This window comes from Caproicibacterium amylolyticum (assembly GCF_014467055.1).
Taxonomy (GTDB): Bacteria; Bacillota; Clostridia; order Oscillospirales; family Acutalibacteraceae; genus Caproicibacterium; species Caproicibacterium amylolyticum.
In genome coordinates this window covers 2,057,457-2,074,825 of sequence record NZ_CP060696.1, presented here as the reverse complement: position 1 = coordinate 2,074,825, position 17,369 = coordinate 2,057,457, and the positions used below count along the sequence as shown (strand labels likewise).

The 17,369-nt window shown below is 50.4% G+C and carries 17 protein-coding genes; 12 read left to right on the top strand and 5 right to left on the bottom strand.

Features of this window, described 5'->3' with window-relative positions:
* Positions 1-60: 60 nt before the first annotated feature.
* The 3 genes from H6X83_RS09915 to nifH all read right to left on the bottom strand — a co-directional run bounded on the left by H6X83_RS09915 (position 61) and on the right by nifH (position 2,565).
* Positions 61-1,179, bottom strand: coding sequence for an SLC13 family permease (locus H6X83_RS09915; RefSeq protein ID WP_212506327.1), 1,119 nt, complete (start codon positions 1,177-1,179; stop codon positions 61-63).
* Positions 1,180-1,290: 111 nt separating this feature from the next.
* Complete coding sequence (locus H6X83_RS09910; protein WP_212506326.1) at positions 1,291-1,542, bottom strand: hypothetical protein; 252 nt, start codon at positions 1,540-1,542, stop codon at positions 1,291-1,293.
* Between the two features lie 168 nt (positions 1,543-1,710).
* Complete coding sequence (gene nifH / locus H6X83_RS09905) at positions 1,711-2,565, bottom strand: nitrogenase iron protein (RefSeq protein ID WP_212506325.1); 855 nt, start codon at positions 2,563-2,565, stop codon at positions 1,711-1,713.
* Positions 2,566-2,913: 348 nt separating this feature from the next.
* On the opposite strand from nifH, the gene H6X83_RS09900 reads away from it, so the two are divergent.
* From H6X83_RS09900 to H6X83_RS09855, 10 genes are all read left to right on the top strand, one after another.
* Positions 2,914-3,810 (top strand): radical SAM protein, encoded by an 897-nt coding sequence (locus H6X83_RS09900; protein WP_281390901.1) that lies wholly within the window; start codon positions 2,914-2,916, stop codon positions 3,808-3,810.
* 263 nt (positions 3,811-4,073) lie between these two features.
* The gene (locus H6X83_RS09895; protein WP_212506324.1) at positions 4,074-4,433 is read left to right on the top strand and encodes a NifB/NifX family molybdenum-iron cluster-binding protein; all 360 of its coding nucleotides are present in this window, start codon (positions 4,074-4,076) and stop codon (positions 4,431-4,433) included.
* A gap of 43 nt (positions 4,434-4,476) precedes the next feature.
* The gene (locus H6X83_RS09890) at positions 4,477-5,940 is read left to right on the top strand and encodes a nitrogenase component 1 (protein ID WP_212506323.1); all 1,464 of its coding nucleotides are present in this window, start codon (positions 4,477-4,479) and stop codon (positions 5,938-5,940) included.
* Position 5,941: 1 nt separating this feature from the next.
* On the top strand, positions 5,942-7,243 hold the full coding sequence (locus tag H6X83_RS09885) for a nitrogenase component 1 (protein ID WP_212506322.1): 1,302 nt from the start codon (positions 5,942-5,944) through the stop codon (positions 7,241-7,243).
* Between the two features lie 236 nt (positions 7,244-7,479).
* Positions 7,480-8,325, top strand: a complete 846-nt coding sequence (locus H6X83_RS09880; RefSeq protein ID WP_212506321.1) for a transporter substrate-binding domain-containing protein — start codon at positions 7,480-7,482, stop codon at positions 8,323-8,325.
* A gap of 48 nt (positions 8,326-8,373) precedes the next feature.
* Positions 8,374-9,078 carry an amino acid ABC transporter permease gene (locus H6X83_RS09875; protein ID WP_212506320.1) on the top strand — a complete coding sequence of 235 codons (705 nt, stop codon included), beginning with the start codon at positions 8,374-8,376 and terminating at the stop codon, positions 9,076-9,078.
* Positions 9,075-9,782 carry an amino acid ABC transporter permease gene (locus H6X83_RS09870; protein ID WP_212506319.1) on the top strand — a complete coding sequence of 236 codons (708 nt, stop codon included), beginning with the start codon at positions 9,075-9,077 and terminating at the stop codon, positions 9,780-9,782. The genes H6X83_RS09875 and H6X83_RS09870 overlap by 4 nt, the downstream gene beginning before the upstream one ends.
* On the top strand, positions 9,779-10,531 hold the full coding sequence (locus tag H6X83_RS09865; RefSeq protein ID WP_212506318.1) for an amino acid ABC transporter ATP-binding protein: 753 nt from the start codon (positions 9,779-9,781) through the stop codon (positions 10,529-10,531). Before H6X83_RS09870 ends, H6X83_RS09865 begins: the two co-directional genes overlap by 4 nt.
* A 15-nt stretch (positions 10,532-10,546) precedes the next feature.
* Positions 10,547-11,533 carry a PLP-dependent cysteine synthase family protein gene (locus H6X83_RS09860; protein WP_212506317.1) on the top strand — a complete coding sequence of 329 codons (987 nt, stop codon included), beginning with the start codon at positions 10,547-10,549 and terminating at the stop codon, positions 11,531-11,533.
* A gap of 165 nt (positions 11,534-11,698) precedes the next feature.
* The gene (locus H6X83_RS09855) at positions 11,699-12,319 is read left to right on the top strand and encodes a hypothetical protein (protein WP_212506316.1); all 621 of its coding nucleotides are present in this window, start codon (positions 11,699-11,701) and stop codon (positions 12,317-12,319) included.
* A gap of 52 nt (positions 12,320-12,371) precedes the next feature.
* On the opposite strand, the gene xylB is transcribed toward H6X83_RS09855, so the two are convergent.
* Both xylB and H6X83_RS09845 read right to left on the bottom strand, forming a co-directional pair.
* Complete coding sequence (xylB, locus tag H6X83_RS09850) at positions 12,372-13,889, bottom strand: xylulokinase (protein WP_212506315.1); 1,518 nt, start codon at positions 13,887-13,889, stop codon at positions 12,372-12,374.
* 103 nt (positions 13,890-13,992) lie between these two features.
* On the bottom strand, positions 13,993-15,021 hold the full coding sequence (locus H6X83_RS09845; RefSeq protein WP_212506314.1) for a LacI family DNA-binding transcriptional regulator: 1,029 nt from the start codon (positions 15,019-15,021) through the stop codon (positions 13,993-13,995).
* A gap of 185 nt (positions 15,022-15,206) precedes the next feature.
* Between H6X83_RS09845 and H6X83_RS09840 the strand changes: the two genes are divergently transcribed.
* A complete protein-coding gene (locus H6X83_RS09840; protein WP_212506313.1) occupies positions 15,207-15,827 on the top strand; it encodes a DUF4867 family protein in 621 nt (206 codons plus the stop codon).
* Between the two features lie 56 nt (positions 15,828-15,883).
* Entirely contained in the window at positions 15,884-17,368 is a 1,485-nt protein-coding gene (locus H6X83_RS09835) for an L-fucose/L-arabinose isomerase family protein (RefSeq protein WP_212506312.1), read from the top strand.
* The last annotated feature ends 1 nt before the right edge of the window (position 17,369 follow it).

Genomic DNA, 17,369 nt, shown 5'->3' with positions numbered 1-17,369 from the left:
AGAAAACAAATTCCTGCAGAAAATTCCTGCACAAAAAAGCCTGCCGTTTTCGGCAGACTTTTAAAGTAAAGAGGTAAAGATGAGCAGCAGACAGAGCATCAAAAGATTTGCCGCCATAAACCACAAAAGGAAGCGGGCGGGGCGAGCATCTTTTTGTTTTATATAAAGCTTCAGTGAAATCAGGCTGGCAAGGGAGGCAACCGGTGTTCCTAAGCCACCGATGTCTACTCCCAGCAGCAGCCCGTGCCAATTCTTTGTGAAGCCGGAAAGCAGCACAACTGCGGGAACGTTGCTGATAAACTGGCTTAGTCCCACGGCGGTGAGTAGGGTGTTTTTGGTCAGAACAGCGGTAAGCGCCTGCCGCACCGGTGCAATTTGACCGATATTTCCTGCAAAAATGAAGAAGCAAACAAACGTCAGCAGCAGGCCGTAATCTGCGCGTTTCAACAATGACCGATCAAACACCAGTAAGGAGGTGAGCACTGCTGCAAAAAGAACTGCGTAATGCAGAATCCGGAACACCGAAAGCAGGCAGAGCAGAAACAGCACAGCAAGCAGAATCAACATTTTGAAATTTGCATTGGTTTGTGCCTGCGGCAGGGAAAAGCGCAGTGTGGTGTTTTTTACGCAGACGCTGAATAATACCAGTACCAACAAGCTGACGGCAGCAATCGGCAGAACTGAAGAGAAAAAACTGCCGGCTGAAATTCCATACTGATTATATAGATAAAGATTCTGTGGGTTCCCGACTGGTGTTGCCATGCTGCCAAGGTTGGCTGCTATTGTTTGCAGCACAACGGTGCGGATTTTGTAGGCCTGCTGCCCTGTCAAATCTAAAATTAAAAATGTAAATGGAACAAAGGTGAGCAGGGCAACATCATTGGTTATAAGCATCGAACTGAAAAAGGGCAGCAGCACCAGTGTGAGCAGAACGGCGTGCAGATGTTTTTCCCGGGTTAGCAGTCCCCGTGCCAGTACATGGAACAATCCACATTCCTGAAAACCGGCGACCACCACCATCAGGCAGAATAGAAGGCATAAAACCCGCAGGTCGATGTAACCGAAATAGGATGGGCTGGGCGGTACAAAGAACATAGTCACAACAGCCGCGGCACCAAACAGGCAAAGAACTGGTTCCTGCCGGAACCGTGCGGCTGCCGCAGCAAGCAAATTTTTCATTTGATTTTCCCCCAAACCTGTTTATCATAGCACAGGAAAAAGGGAGGCACAAGGCAGCCACTGCTGAAAAAAGTAAAAAGGACAGGCCTCAGCCTGTCCTTTCGTATATTGTCAATCTGTTTTCCATTCATAGATTCCCTGAATGCGGGGAATGAATTCATGAAAATAAACGCTGCTGTCATCCGGTGAAACGAGGAAATGCCCTTCTACGCGGTAAATGCCGTCTTTATAAACGGAGTTTGCCAGGCTGGCGGTTCCGCAGGCACCACAGTTTTCGCAGGTGGCGGCGTCCGGGTCCTCAAATTCGACCCAAACCAGCGCGCCTTCCTGCCCGGAAAGACCATTCAGTTTTGTTCCTTTCACAGCTATCCCTCACTTTCTTATTATTTCTTATAAATTTAGTATACTCTCTGTGCAGCTGTTTGTAAATATCCCGGAAAATAAACAGGGTTTTGGCGGAAAAGCAAACTGCTTTTTGCCAAAGCCCTGTTCGGTGGAACGAAGAAGTATATAAAATTGTTCTGACACCTGTCAGATCTTGTAATCATCGGGAGAGTCCATCAGGCCGTATTCCAGCAGGATTTCTTCCAAGCGGTCCTGCGACATAGGCGTTGGGATGGTGAACATATCGTTTTCGTCAATTTTGCGCGCAAGCCCGCGGTACTCATCTGCCTGTTCAGAATCAGACTTATATTCAATGACGGTTTGGCGCTTGATTTCCGCGCGCTGCACAATATTGTTGCGTGGTATAAAGTACAGCAGCTGGGTGCCAAGTTCTTTTGCAAAGGCGTGCAGCAGTTCCACCTCGTGGTCAACATTGCGGCTGTTGCAGATAATGCCGCCCAAACGCACTTCACCTTTGGTGGCATATTTTCGGATACCTTTAGAGATGTTGTTTGCCGCGTAAAGTGCCATCATTTCGCCGCTTGCAACAATGTAAATTTCCTTTGCTTTACCTTCGCGAATTGGCATTGCAAAGCCGCCGCAGACAACATCGCCCAGTACATCATAGAAAACGTAATCCAGGTCTTCTGTGTAGGCGCCGAGGTTTTCCAGCATGTTGATAGAAGTAATAATGCCGCGCCCGGCGCAGCCCACGCCCGGTTCCGGGCCGCCGGACTCCACACAGCGGATGCCGCGGTAGCCTGTTTTCACAAGGTTGTCAAGTGTAACGCCCTGCCGGTTGTCACGGATGGTGTCCAGCACGGTCTTTTGGTGCAGGCCGCCCAACAGCAGACGGGTAGAGTCCGCTTTGGGGTCACAGCCGACCACTAGTATATTCTTTCCGCGTTCGGCAAGACCTGCCGTAAGATTCTGTGTCGTTGTGGATTTTCCGATGCCGCCTTTTCCGTAAATAGCGACCTGTCTTAACTTTTTTTCGGCCATGATGGCTGCACACTCCTTCAATATCAAACTGCCGGTAAGCAGGACTGGATGTAGAATACATATAAGTATTACTAAACACATATGTTTTATAAACATTGCCGGTTACTGGATAGTTTAGACCACTGTGCCGAGAAAGTCAACTAAAAATATATAAAATATATGATTTAAATAATTTAACGCAATGAACAAGTACAGCTTTGCACTGTTTTACACAATCTTCTGAAAAAACCAGTTTTGGAAGTTGACACCGCATGTGGTGCGGCGTATAATTGTGTGCAAGAATACATTACAAAACATATATGTAAGGTATAGTTTAAAATTGCAGCTTTAGAAGGGCGGTAATGCACAGTGAGCACAGAATTGCAGACGCAGCAAGGCACAAACTATGAGCGCCTGAAGCAGTCGCACCCTTGCTTTGGTGAACACAAGACCAACAAGGGGCGCATCCACCTGCCGGTCAGTCCCGGCTGTAATATAGAGTGTCGCTTCTGTGACCGGAAAATAAACGATTATGAGCAGCGGCCGGGTGTAACAATGGAAGTGATCCGCCCGCAGGAGGCCGTGGAAACTGTTCGCCGTGCGCTGCAGGTGTGTCCGCAGATTACTGTGGTTGGCATCGCCGGGCCGGGTGATACTTTGGCTTCCAACTACGCTCTGGAGACCTTTCGGCTGGTCGGAAAAGAATTCCCACAGCTTTTAAAATGCATGAGCACAAATGGACTGCTTTTGGCGGAACGTGCCGAAGAAATCATTGACGTGGGTGTCGATTCCTTAACCGTGACTGTTAACGCGGTCAATCCGGCAATCGAAGCAAAGCTCAATAACCGCGTGCGCTGGCATGGAAAGGTCTATGAGGGAGAGGAAGGTGCCGCAATCCTAATCAAAAATCAGCTTGCGGGCATCCGAAAAATTGCCGCCGCTGATATTACCATTAAGGTCAATACCGTGCTGGTGCCGGGGCTGAATGATGAACACATAGAAGAAATTGCACGGCAGGTCAGCGAAGCGGGTGCCAGCATTTATAATATCATTCCGCTGATTCCGCAGTATGAGCTTTCCAATTACCCAGCGCCTACTTGTCAGCAGATTGATGCAGCACGCACAAAAGCGGGGAAATACATAGACGTGTTTCGACACTGCCAGCATTGCCGCGCAGATGCGGTTGGCGTGCCGGGAGAAAGCGAGTTTGGCGCGCAGGTTTACCAGAGAGCAACGGCGGCGAAGCTGACTTTTTCGCACGGATAAGCGCAGATGCCCGTACACGAAAAGTTTCGCCCGCCTTTTCAAAGGCGGTGGGGTTTGGGGAAAAGCCCCAAGCCCTTGGTACTTGACCGTAAAGTCCTTGGTACGAAAAACAAGTACACAGCAGCGTTCCCTGATGATACTAAGAGCTTTATAGTTAAGTGCAGACCTTGAGGTCCTGCCTCAAACCTCGCAGCCTTGTGAACATACCCATTCGGGGCACGCGAGGCTTGCGAAAACTTTACTGAAAATCGGAGGTGCAGAACATGTCTTTTCGCATTGCGGCCGCCAGTACAGACGGCAGGATGGTAAACAAACACTTTGGAAAAGCGGAAACATTTTATATTTATGACGTTACAGACACTGGCGCCCAGCACTTGGTGGAAACACGAAGTACCCAACATGCCTGTCTGAATGGCGGACCTAGTGAAAGCGGTATGGCAGCGGCGGCTTCCCTCCTGGCGGACTGCCGCTATGTGCTGGTGAGTCAGATAGGTCCCTGTGCGGAAAATGCACTGGCGAGCAAAGGTGTTTCTGCATTTTGCATTACGCAGTTGATTGACGAGGCCATTGCAAAAGTATTTGCCTATGACAACAGAGTGGTACGGAAGAAGAAACAGGGTTAAGAAAGTAAATTATGCTGTGCGTCATTTTAGAGGAGGCGTTTTTATGTCATTCAATTTCTCAACACCCAATGTTCCAACGCGTGAACAGCGAATCGGTTCAATTACCGGTTACTGCGGCAACCTTGACGACTTGGTAAATAAGTCGCGGTGCGGCACATTGAAGAACCGCGAACGCTGTTTCAGCCAATCCAGCCACTGCCTTTCGAGCTGCGGCATTAATCAGCTGGCGCTTATCCGCGATGTGGCAGTCATCTATCACGCGCCGGCGGGTTGTTCAGCGTTGGCGCCGGGGTCAAAGGTGCTTGGCACGCAGCTGGGTGTGCGGGTAGGCAAATCCTACGATACGGTAATTGTTGGCAGCGACATGGATGAAGACGATACTGTGTTTGGGGCGGCGGATTCCGTGAGGGATATTACGCGGCACACCTTTGAAGTGTACCACCCGAAAGCCATTTTCATCTCGGCTTCCTGCGTCAGCGGCGTAATCGGAGAGGACATTGACAGTCTTGCGGAAGAACTGCAGGAGGAACTGGAAATTCCGGTTGTTGCGGTGCACTGCGAAGGATTTAAGTCACGCATTTGGGCCACCGGATTCGATATTGCCGACCATGCAGTGATGGAGGGACTGGTAAAGCCGCCAAAGGAAAAGCGAAATGTAATTAATTTTAAAAATTTCTTTGAAAGTCAGCGTCCGTTCATCACAAAGCTGTTCCGGCGTTTCGGCTATGAAACACAGTTCCTGTACACAAATTCCACAGTAGAGGAGCTTTCGCATCTTTCAGAATCGGCGGCAACAGTCTGTATCTGCGGCACGCTGGGTACTTACCTTGGCAACGCACTGGAAGAAACCTACGGCGTGCCGTATGTACGCTCCATTAATCCAATGGGTGTTATCGGCTTTGAAAGATGGCTGCGCGAAATCGGGAAAACGATTCACAAAAGTGATGAGGTGGAAGCTTACATCAAGGAGCAGCGGGAAATTTTTATGCCGCAGATTGAGGCGGTGGCAAAGCACTTGAAAGGTCTGCGTGCTGTTCTTGGCATGGGGCCGGGGTATACCTATGAGGTGGCCCGTGTACTGCAGGAACTGGGTATTGAAGTTGTCTGGGCGGCGGCGTGGCACTATGACTACAAATACGATAACGGTCAGGTGCCGCCTGCGTTGGAATATTTGCAGAAGCATTCGCCGCAGAACATTCGCCTGAGTGTAGCCGACCAGCAGAACTATGAAGTGATGAATATCCTCAACGAATATAAGCCGGATTTGTATTTTTCACGCCATCCGGGTTCTACCGTCTGGGCGGTGAAGCAGGGGATTCCCTCGGTGTTTGTTGCGGATGAATATATGATTTTCGGGTATGAAGGGATGCTTTCCTTTGCCAAGACGGTTTTGGACACTGTGCGCAACCGCAGTTTTGAAGAAAACCTTGCCGCACGTGTCAAGCTGCCGTACACCGATTGGTGGTACAGCCAAAAGAACGACGCTTTTTTGAAGGAGGAAGACTGAAATGGCAAAGATTCTTGACCAGCCGAGATACATCTGTGCATTGGGAGCAATGCAGACCGTGCAGTCCATTCCGGGGGCAATCCCGATTCTGCACGCGGGACCCGGCTGTGCGGCAAAGCTGTGTAATACGCGCGGCGGTTCCGGCCATTTTTCCCCGAACATTTTCCCATGCAGCAGCCTAAGCGAAAAAGAAGTGGTTTTCGGCGGTGCGGATAAACTGCATTCCACTATTGAAAACGCGCTGAAAGTCATAGACGCGGATTTGTATGTGGTGATGTCCGGCTGTACCGCAGAGATTATCGGCGACGATATTGGCGAAATTGCCGGAGAGTTTCAGCAGCAGGGCGAGCCGGTGGTTTACGCCAACACGCCCGGCTTTAAAGGCAACAACCTGCTGGGGCACGACTGGGTGCTGACTTCGATTTTTGACCAGTTTTTAAAGCCCGCCGACCATGTGGAAAAGGGGCAGGTGAATTTATTTGTCGGGCAGCCGCTGTATGACCCGTACTGGCTCGGCAATCTGCGCGAACTGGAAAAGCTGCTGGCGGAACTGGGGTTAAAGCCGAACACGATTTTCGGCTTTGGCAAAGGTGTTGAAAACCTAAAAAAAGTGCCTGCCGCCGAGTTTAATATTCTGGTGGCGCCGTGGTCGGGTCTAGAAAGCGTACAGCTGCTGGAAAAGAAATTCGGTACACCGTACCTGCATTATTCGGTACTGCCGATTGGCGCATTTGAAACCTCCCGCTTCCTGCGCGCAGTCGGCGACTTCACCGGCATCGACCCGAAACTTGTAGAGCGGGTCACAGCACAGCATGAGGCGGAGTATTACTACTACATAGAACGCTACGCGGATACATTTTTGGAACTTCGCATTATGTCCAAACGGTTTGTGACGGTGTCGGATGCGCAGTACGCACTGGCGGTCACAAAGTTTTTGACCAATGATTTGGGCATGTTCCCAACCAAGCAGTTTATTACAGATGACACCCCGCAGCAGTACCGCGAACAAATTGAAAACGAGTTTAAAAAGCTGAATTACGGTATTGAAGCGGAAGTGGAATTTTCCACAGATGGCCATCATATTGACGAAGAAATTGAAAAAGAGGATTTCGGCGGTCTGCCGCTGATTTTGGGCAGCAGCTGGGAAAAAGGGATTGCAGACAAACTGGGCGGTCATTTTGTGAATATCTCGTATCCGGTGCAGGAGCGGCTGATTATCAACAGCAGCATCGCCGGTTACAGCGGCGGTTTAAAGCTGCTGGAGGATATTTATACAGTGGGTATGTCGAAACTGGTGCTGTAAAGGCAGCCTAAAATAGAATTGTTTCGATGCAAATAAAAATGAGCTGATAACAATCTATGAAATTACTGTGTCAAGGTCAAAATCCTGGGCTTGCAGCCCAGACCCACTTCTTATGATGTTAAGGGCAAGGTCGCGGCGGGTTTTACCCCCACATCTCTAGTCGCTTTCTGAGAAAGCGACGGAAAGTAATGAATGGAATCAGGAGTCTACAAATTATTAAGAGGAGGTACGAATAGATGAAAAAGCATATTAGGTTCACAGCGGCGCTGCTTTCTGCGGCGGCAGTCCTTGGGGTATTTGCCGGATGCAGCACCAAAGCAGCTACCACTGCGGCGGGAACAGCGAACACCGGCACATCCTCCGGCGTGCAGGAGATCGTGGTCGGTACCGGCCATGCCTACAGCCCGTACTGCTATTTGGACGCAAACGGCAATCTTGCGGGCTATGAGTATGAAGTTTTAAAAGCGGTAAATGAACTGCTGCCGCAGTACAAATTTACGTTCCAGACCTTTGACTTCAAGAATGTACTGCTGGCACTGGACAGCGGAAAAATTGCGATTGGTGCGCACCAGTTTGAAAAGAATCCACAGCGTGAAGCAAACTATTTGTTTGGTAAGGAAAGCTATACCACCTATGTGCGGTACATCATTGTGCGCAAGGACAATCCGAAAAATATAAAGACACTGGATGATCTTGCAGGGAAAAATGTGCAGGCGGATAACGGCGACAACGCTACGCACCTTTTCCAGGAATACAACAAAACGCACACAAGCAATCCCATCAAGCTTGATCTGTTGGACAGCCCGCCGAAGGATGAAGTAGTAGCAGGCATTAAAAATGGCCGTTGGAATGCTTTCTCAACCACCAAGCGGGATTTGGAAGTATACAACAAGCAGTACGGCGATGGCCTTCGCGCGGTCGGTTCGCCTATCCTGACTTCAGACACCTACTTTGTGTTTAAAAAGGGCAATACAAAACTGCAGGAAGCGGTGGACGGCGCACTGAAAAAGCTGAAAACTTCCGGTAAGCTGGCGGCAATCTCAAAAAAGGTAATCGGCGCGGATTACACGAAAAATGAGTAAAAAAGGATCTGCATGCGGTGCGCAGCGCAGAGAAAGGGGAGGTTTGCCGTGGATTTCTTTTCGTGGCAGCGTTTTGCGGACGCGTGGCCGAAAATACTTCCGTACTTCTCTGTAACGCTGCAGATTGTTGTAACGGCGGAAACGGCAGGCATTCTGCTGGGACTCTTGATAGCACTGGCGCGTATGGAACGGGTGCCGGCTTTGCAGCAGATTTTCGCGGTTTATGTTTCCTTTATGCGGGGCACACCAATGCTAGTGCAGCTGTTGGTGGTTTACTATGGGCTGCCGTTCATTGTGCAGCTTTTAACGGGTATAGACTTGAGCGGATGGAACAAATTGTTTTTCGTCTGTGTTACCTATGGGTTGAACCAAGGGGCGTTCCTCAGCGAAATTTTTCGCGGTGCGATTGGCTCAATACCGGCAGGGCAAAAGGAAGCCGCGTGGTCGGTCGGCTTGACAAACTGGCAGGCATTTCGGCGAATCGTGCTGCCGCAGGCGGCAAGAGTCGCGCTGCCCGGCGTGGGCATCAATCTGGTCGGACTGTTTCAGGAGACCTCTCTTGCGTGCCTGATTGGCGTGGTGGATTTGGTAGGCCGAGCACAGACCATTGGTACGACAACCGGCCATCTGCTGGAAAGCTATGTGGTCATTGCCATTATTTTCGTGGCAGTCAGCGTTGCGTTGCAAACCCTCTTCCGCAGATTGGATGGGAAGCTAAACCACAGCAGAGAAAGGGGCGTGTCAGCGGCATGAGTTTTACCCTAGAGGAATTTTGGCAGTGCGTCCTTTCGGGACTGAGCTGTCTGCCCAATACAATTTTGCTGACGGTTGTGCCGGTTGCATTTGGCGCTGTGGTAGGTACGCTGATTGCGATTGCGAGGATTTACCGCATTCGTTTTTGGGGGCGCTTTCTTGCCGTATTTGTCACAATTTACAACGGCATCCCGTTCCTTGTTGCGCTGCTGATTTATAATTTGATTTTTATGACGAAGTTTGGCGATGTTGCTGCATTTTTCCACCTGAATTTATCGCTGGCAAATGTAAATGTAATGGGAGTTGGATTGTTTGCACTCAGTCTGATGGAAATCTGCAGTATGTCGGAAACAATCCGCGGCGCGTTCCTTTCCGTTGGGCAGGGACAGTTTGAAGCTGGTTATTCGATCGGACTGACCCGCGGGCAGACCATGCGGCGTGTGATTGTGCCGCAGATGATTCCGGTGGCACTGCCAATGCTGACGAACAACGTTATAGGCGCGATGAAAAACACATCTGTGGTGATGACAATTGGCATTATGGATGTGCTCAACGGCGCAATTCAGCCGTGCAACGTTACTTATAATTACTTAGTTGGCTATGTCGCGGCAGCCCTGATTTACTGGGGCATAGCCGCGGTGCTGGAGGCCGCTTCCAGAAAAGCGGAAAGCAGGCTGGGAAGCTACAGGAGGCAAACGGTATGATTGAAGTAAAAAATGCCCGGAAATCCTTTGGACAGAATCATGTGCTGAAGGATGTTTCCCTGCACGTAAATGACGGCGATGTGGTTGTAATTCTGGGGCCGAGCGGTTCCGGTAAAACAACATTGCTGCGCTGTATCAACTTTCTGGAAAAAGCGGACGGCGGCACGCTGACTGTCGGCGACAAAACAGTGGATTTCCGCAAAGCCTCCAAAAGCGATATTCTGGAGATTCGCCGCAAAACAGCTTTTGTGTTTCAAAATTACAATTTATTTCAAAATAAAACTGCGTTGGAAAATGTAATGGAGGGGTTGGTGACCGCCCGCAAAGTACCCAAGGAAACCGCCCGTACCCGCGCACAAGAAGCGCTGGAGTGGGTCGGCCTTGCGGATAAGTGGGATGCGTATCCTTCCCAGCTTTCCGGCGGGCAGCAGCAGCGGGTCGGCATTGCCCGCGCGGTGGTGCTTGACCCGGAGGTGATCTTGTTTGACGAGCCGACCTCCGCGCTTGACCCGGAACTGGTGGGGGAAACGCTGGCGGTTATCCGCCGTGTGGCAAAAACCGGTATTACCATGATTGTTGTCACGCACGAAATGGCTTTTGCGCAGGAAGCTGCAAACCATGTGATTTTTATGGACGGCGGTGTTGTGGTGGAGGAGGGTTCACCAAATGAAATTTTCGTGAATCCGAAAGAAGAACGCACTAAAAAATTCCTGAGCCGCATTTTGTCCAGCGATATGTATGAAATTTGAAAAGGGGGAATTAAAATGAGCGAAATTCGGGATTCTATAACAGAACTGATTGGGCACACACCGCTGCTGCGTCTGAACGGCTACATCAAAAAGCACCATCTGCAGGCTGACCTGCTGGTGAAGCTGGAGTATTTTAACCCTACCGGCAGCGTAAAAGACCGCATTGCGGAAAATATGATTGCGCAAGCGGAAAAAAGCGGCAAGCTGAAACCCGGCTACACCATTGTGGAAACGACCAGTGGAAACACCGGCATCAGTTTAGCAGCGCTTGCGGCAGCAAAAGGCTACCACCTGCGGCTGTATATGCAGGACGGTGTCAGCAAAGAGCGTGAGACCATGATTCACGCCTATGGAGCGGAGTTACTGTATATGTCGCAGGTGCCGGAGCTTGCAAAAGTGGGCGCGGAAACGGATGGGGACTTTGTGGCAGTAGTCGCGGAGCTTCGCCGCCTGTTAGAAAAAGAGGAGAATGTATTTTTTATAGACCAAGTTTCCAACGCGGCAAATCCGCAGGCGCACGAAAAAACGACTGGGCCGGAAATTTGGGAAGACACACGGGGAGAAGTGGACGTGTTGGCTGCCTGCGTTGGTACCGGCGGCACAGTTTCCGGCACCGGACGGTATTTGAAGTCCAAGAACCCAAAACTGCGGGTCATCGCAGTGGAACCTTCGCTGGACTCCGTTGCGGATGCGGCACACCCGAATGTAGCAGAAATTACTGGTGTGCACCGCTTTTATCAGATTGCACCAGAACGTATTCCGCAGACACTTGACCAGCAGGTTTATGACGAAGTGCTGGACGTACAAACCGCACAGGCCTATGAAACGGCACAAGAACTTGCTGGAACTGACGGTATTTTGCTGGGTACTTCTTCCGGTGCGGCTGTGTTCGCGGCCATTCGGGAAGCAAAAAAGCCGGAAAATTTGGGCAAACGCATTGTAGCAGTTGCGGCGGACACCGGTATGCGCTATCTTTCCACAAATCTGTATACAGAGGACTAAATAGCAAAGGAACCGATAATACATAGCTTTCTGCAGTTCCTTAAATGGAAAGTAAGCAACTTTATATTTCACTTGAACATAGGAAACTTTAGTGAACGTTTATTACAAAATTGACAGTGCGTTCCAAAAGGCGTAAAATGAGTGAAATAATGGAGGTGCTCTGCTTTGAAGAAAAAGAGAATTCTAATCGTTCTTGCCGCAGTGGTCACTATGGGTTCTGCTTGTGCAGCTTCCCAGTGTGCTGATTCCCGAACCACTTTACAGCAAAAAATCGAAATTAAGCAAGTCAATGAGCCGGTTCCTGCAGAGCAGGACATCTCCACACAGTGGGGGTTAAGGTGTATTTACCCAGTTTCGATAACTATCAACGGGACAGAAAATCGTCTGCTGATGCAATTTGCAGACCAACAGCAGGCAATGGAAAAAATCAAGACGTGCTATCCGGACTTTTTGCGGGTGGTTGCACAGAAATTCTCTTTACAGCCGCTGTCGGATTCAAACTGGAAAGATTATCAGAATCATCTTCGGCAGTACACCTGCGGCGCTTTGCCCGAAGATTTGGGCGGCGAAAAGAACTTAAAACCTTATCAGGCAATGCAGCAGTTTCTTGCTTTTTATGAAGATAAAGGGAAGAATGAAGAACTGCTTTCGCGGGTGCATACCATGAATATCCTGTTTGATTTGCATTATCGTTCTCCATTGGAACCATTCGTTGTGGAACTGCCATATGATTCTCCTGCATTAAGAGCATTTCCGCACAATTCGGTAAATGGCGGGTTGCTATAAAACAAAAAATCCTTCCCTGTTTTTGCAGGGAAGGATTTTTTATGATACGGTTTTATTCTGCCAGCAAATGGAAGCTGTCTTTCAAATCACCGTACAATTTGTTGTAAATCTTGTAGAAATGCTCGTACTGCGGCACATTTTCTGCGATTGGTTCGCAGGTCTTGTCTTTGCCGAGGAAGCGTGCGCAGGCTTCCGGCACGCTTGGGAACATCCCCGCACCGACACCGGCAAGAATGGCAACACCCAGTGCCGGTCCTTCGGACTGCACGGTGTTGACCTGGCAGTTGTAAACATCCGCCAGCATCTGGCGCCACAGCGGGCTGGTTCCACCGCCGCCGCAAGCCATCATTTCATCAATGTGCACACCCATTTCTTTGAGCACTTCGTAGCAGTCACGCAGGGAATAGGTAACGCCCTCCATTACGGCACGCAGCATATCACGCTTGGTGTGAATGCCGGACAAACCAATGAACGCACCGCGCGCGTCTGGGTCAAGCAGCGGGGAGCGCTCGCCCATCAGGTAGGGCAGGTACAGCAGGCGGTTTGCGCCAATCGGCACATTTTTGGCTTCCTGATCCATTAAATAGTAAGCGCCTACGCCCATGCCCTTTGCTGTTCCAACTTCATTTTGGCAGAAGTTGTCGCGAAACCAACTCAGGGACAGGCCGGCAGCAAGCGTACAGCCCAGAACCAGCCAACAGCCGGGAACTGCACAGCAGAAAGTATGCACGCGGCCTTTGGGGTCAATGGAAACCTTGGAGGTATGCGCGTAAACGACGCCGCTGGTACCGATTGTGGTAAATGCACGGCCGTCCGTTACAATCCCTGTGCCAACAGCCGCCGCCGCATTGTCGGCAGCGCCGCCGACAACCGGTGTTCCGGCGGCAAGGCCGGTCTGCGCCGCAACCTCCGGCAGCACTTCACCGGTGATTTCGGGGGATTCATACACTTTTGCAAGCAGTGCGGGGTCAATATCCAGTTTCTGCAGGATTTCTTCACTCCACTGACGCTTCGGAACGTCCAGCAGCTGCATGCCGGAGGCATCGCTGACATCAGTCGCGAAAACACCGGTCAGCACGAAACGGATATAATCCTTTGGCAGCAGGATGTGTTTGCAGCGGGCGTAATTTTCAGGCTCATTGTTACGAACCCAAAGAATCTTAGAAGCGGTGAAACCGGTCAGTGCCGGGTTGGCGGTGATCTGAATCAAGCGTTCACGGCCAACGCGTTCGTAAATTTCATCGCACTCTTTGCCGGTGCGCTGGTCACACCAGATAATTGCCGGGCGGATAACTTCATTGTTTTCATCCAGCATAACAAGGCCGTGCATTTGGCCGGACAGGCCAATACCCTTTACGTCACTGCCCTGTACACGGGACTTTTTCAGAACAGTGGTGAGGGTTGCGAGGACGGCATGTTTCCAATCCTCCGGATGCTGTTCAGCCCAGCCGTTCTGCGGCTGGTACAGCGGATATTCTTCGCTTGCGCTTGCAATTACGCGGCAATCCTCATCAAATAGAACAGTTTTTGTTGCGGAAGTGCCAATGTCGATACCAATCAGATATTGCATTTCAATTCAGCTCCTTAAAAATAATTATATGAAGTTATTTAAAGTAAATTCTACAAATTAAACAAAGTTTCGTCCGTTTAGGAAGCAGCCTGCAAAAGTTCGTTTACCGCAGGATACTTTCACGGATAATGATTTGGTTTTCCATTAAAATACGGTCTTTTTTTGGCGGCTCACCGGTCAGCAGGCACTGATAGGCGGTTTGTACGGAGTCATATCCCTGCCGAAAAGGCTGCTGGTCAATGGCTGCCTGTACAATATTAGCCTGCATTAGTTCCCGTACCGGCGGGGTAGCATCAAAACAGACGATTTTCGGCGGGTTTTCGCGGCGGACATCCTGCACAGCGCGGCAAACACCGTAAACGCCGGCAGCAACCAGAAACAGAGAATCGATTTCCGGATTGGCAGAGAGCATCCGTTTGGCATTTTCGTAACCGATAATGTCGTCATCCTCAGTTGTTTCCAACTCTGCAAGGGTAAAGTTCGGGCAGTTCTTTTTCATGACTTCCCGAAAACCGGCTATGCGCTGGTTGTGTCCCAGTACCTTCAGAGAGCCGGTTAAAATGCCGAGGTGTGCTTTCCCACCGGTCAGCAGGCGAAGCATTCCGCAGGCAACGCGCCCGCCTGCCGCATAATCACTGCCAACGTAGCAGATGCGCCGGCTGCCCTCAATGTCGGTATTTACCGTGACAACCGGCATGCCGGAGTCGGTCAGTGTGTTGATTTCATCTGCAACAATAGGACTGTTTACCGGAGTCAGCACCAAAGCGTGCAGGTCCTTTGCCAGCGTGTGCATTTCCTCTGCCAAACGGATATCATTGTAACCTTTGCGGGTGTGCAGCTGTACCTGTACACCGAAATCCGCAAGCTCTTTGGCAGCGGCGCGTACTCCGCGAATCACTTCCTCAAAAAAAGGATTGCCCTCTGAGCAGAGCAGCACACCGATGGTGTAGGATTTTTTGCGTGCGGCAAGTGCCTTGCCGGCCATGTTGGGCTGGTAGCCGAGCTGTTTGGCTACCCGGCGAACCAATGCGTCTTTTTCCGGAGCAACATGCCCGCGCCCGTTGAGTACGCGGTCCACTGTGCCGCGGGAAACACCGCTTAATTCTGAAATCTGTTTTATGGTGACTGCCAATGGAACACCTCCTTTGTGTGCGTGCACATTTCACTATTACTATAAAATAGTCCAATCCGTTTGTCAATCAAAATTTTTTTAAAAAATTTCAGAATTTTATTGACAATTTACTGTTTGCATGTTAGGGTATAGATGAACATGTGCACGAGCACAAAATTACCAAACAAGCAAACAAGGAGGATGACATGGAGATTCAAAAAATAGACACTCCGGCGTTCGTCCCTTACGGCCGGGTCCTCACAGATTTTGACTGTTCTGCTTTGCAGAAGGCCATGGAAAAACTGACCGCTCCCAACAACGTAATCTATGAGCCGGGCATTTCTGCACTGGAAAGTCTGCCGATAGCGCAGGAAGTTTCCGAGCGGCTTTTCGGCGGCCTGCCGACGCAGGTCGGCTACTGCAACGGTGAAAACCATCAGCTGGACGCTGTGGAGTACCACCGCAGCAGTGAAATTAATTATGCTGCAACTGATTTGATCCTGCTGCTTGGCCAAGAGCAGGACATCGACCCTGAAACACATCAGTACGACACTGCAAAAATGGAAGCTTTTCTGGTTCCGGCAGGCACACTGCTGGAGGTTTACGCAACCACCCTGCATTATGCACCGTGCAGCGTAAACGGCAAGTTCCGCTGTATGGTTGCCCTGCCAAAGGGCACCAATGAGCCGCTGAAATTTGTGCCGCAGAAGTCCGGCGAGGACGCACTGCTGTTTGCACAGAACAAGTGGCTGATTGCCCACCCGGAAAGCGGATTGGACAAAGACGGCGCTTTTATTGGCCTGACTGGCAAGAATTTGCGCGTATAAAGAAAAAATCCTTTCGTTACTGCACATACTACAAACAAAAATGGAGGTTTACAACTATGCAGAATATTCCTGAAGTAAAACTGGGACTGATCGCGGTCAGCCGCGACTGTTTCGTCATTTCTCTTTCCGAGCGCCGCCGTGCCGCACTGGCAGCCGCCTGTGGCAAAAAAGGCGTCAATCTTTACGAGGCAAAAACTACAGTAGAAAACGAACTCGATATGCAGAAGGTTTTGGAAGAAGTAAAGGCAGAGGGCTGCAACGCACTGTGCGTTTTCCTTGGAAACTTTGGTCCGGAAACACCGGAAACCCTGATTGCAAAGTACTTTGACGGCCCGGTCATGTATGCAGCGGCTGCCGAAGAAACCGGTAAAGATCTGATTAATGGCCGCGGCGACGCATACTGTGGTATGCTCAACTGCTCCTACAACCTCGGCCTGCGTCATCTGGATGCCTATATTCCGGAGTACCCGATTGGCACCGCAGACGAAATTGCAGAAATGATTGCAGATTTTGTACCGGTTGCCCGTACTCTGATTGGCCTGTCCAATCTGAAAATCATCACTTTCGGCCCGCGTCCGCAGGACTTTTTTGCCTGCAACGCGCCAATTCAGCCGCTGTATGACCTCGGCGTTGAAGTACAGGAAAACAGCGAACTGGATCTGCTGATTGCTTACCGTGCACATGCCAATGACAAGCGCATTCCCGATGTTGTTGCCGATATGAGCAAAGAACTGGGCACTGGCAACCAGTATCCTGATATGCTTCCGCGTATGGCACAGTTTGAACTGACCCTGCTGGACTGGGCAGAAGAAAACAAGGGTGCACGCAAGTATGTTGCTTTTGCGGACAAGTGCTGGCCTGCATTCCCGAAAGAGTTCGGTTTTGAGCCCTGCTACGTCAACAGCCGCATGAACACCCGCGGTATTCCGGTTTCCTGCGAAGTTGATATTTACGGTGCACTTTCCGAGTACATTGGTATGTGCGTAACCGGCGACACCGTTACTCTGCTGGATATCAACAACTCTGTGCCGGCTGACCTTTACAATGAAGACATTAAGACCAAGTATTCTTATAAGCTCAACGATACTTTCATGGGCTTCCACTGCGGCAACACTCCGAGCTGCAAGCTGTGTGCTGACCGTGCTGTGAAGTATCAGCTCATCCAGAACCGCCTGCTGGAAAACGGCAATACGCCTGACTTTACCCGCGGCACACTGGAAGGCGACATCGCCGCCGGCGACATCACTTTCTATCGTCTGCAGGGTACTGCCGACGGTCAGCTGCGCAGCTATGTGGCAGAGGGCGAAGTACTGCCGGTTGCAACCCGCAGTTTCGGCGGCATTGGCGTATTTGCAATTCCCGAAATGGGCCGCTTCTACCGCCATGTATTGGTTGGCAAGCGTTACCCGCACCACGGCGCAGTGGCATTCCAGCACTGCGGAAAGGCACTGTACAGCATCTTCCAGTATCTCGGCGTAAAGGACATTGCATACAACCAGCCTGCGGGCAATCTTTATAAGGACGAAAATCCATTTGCCTAAC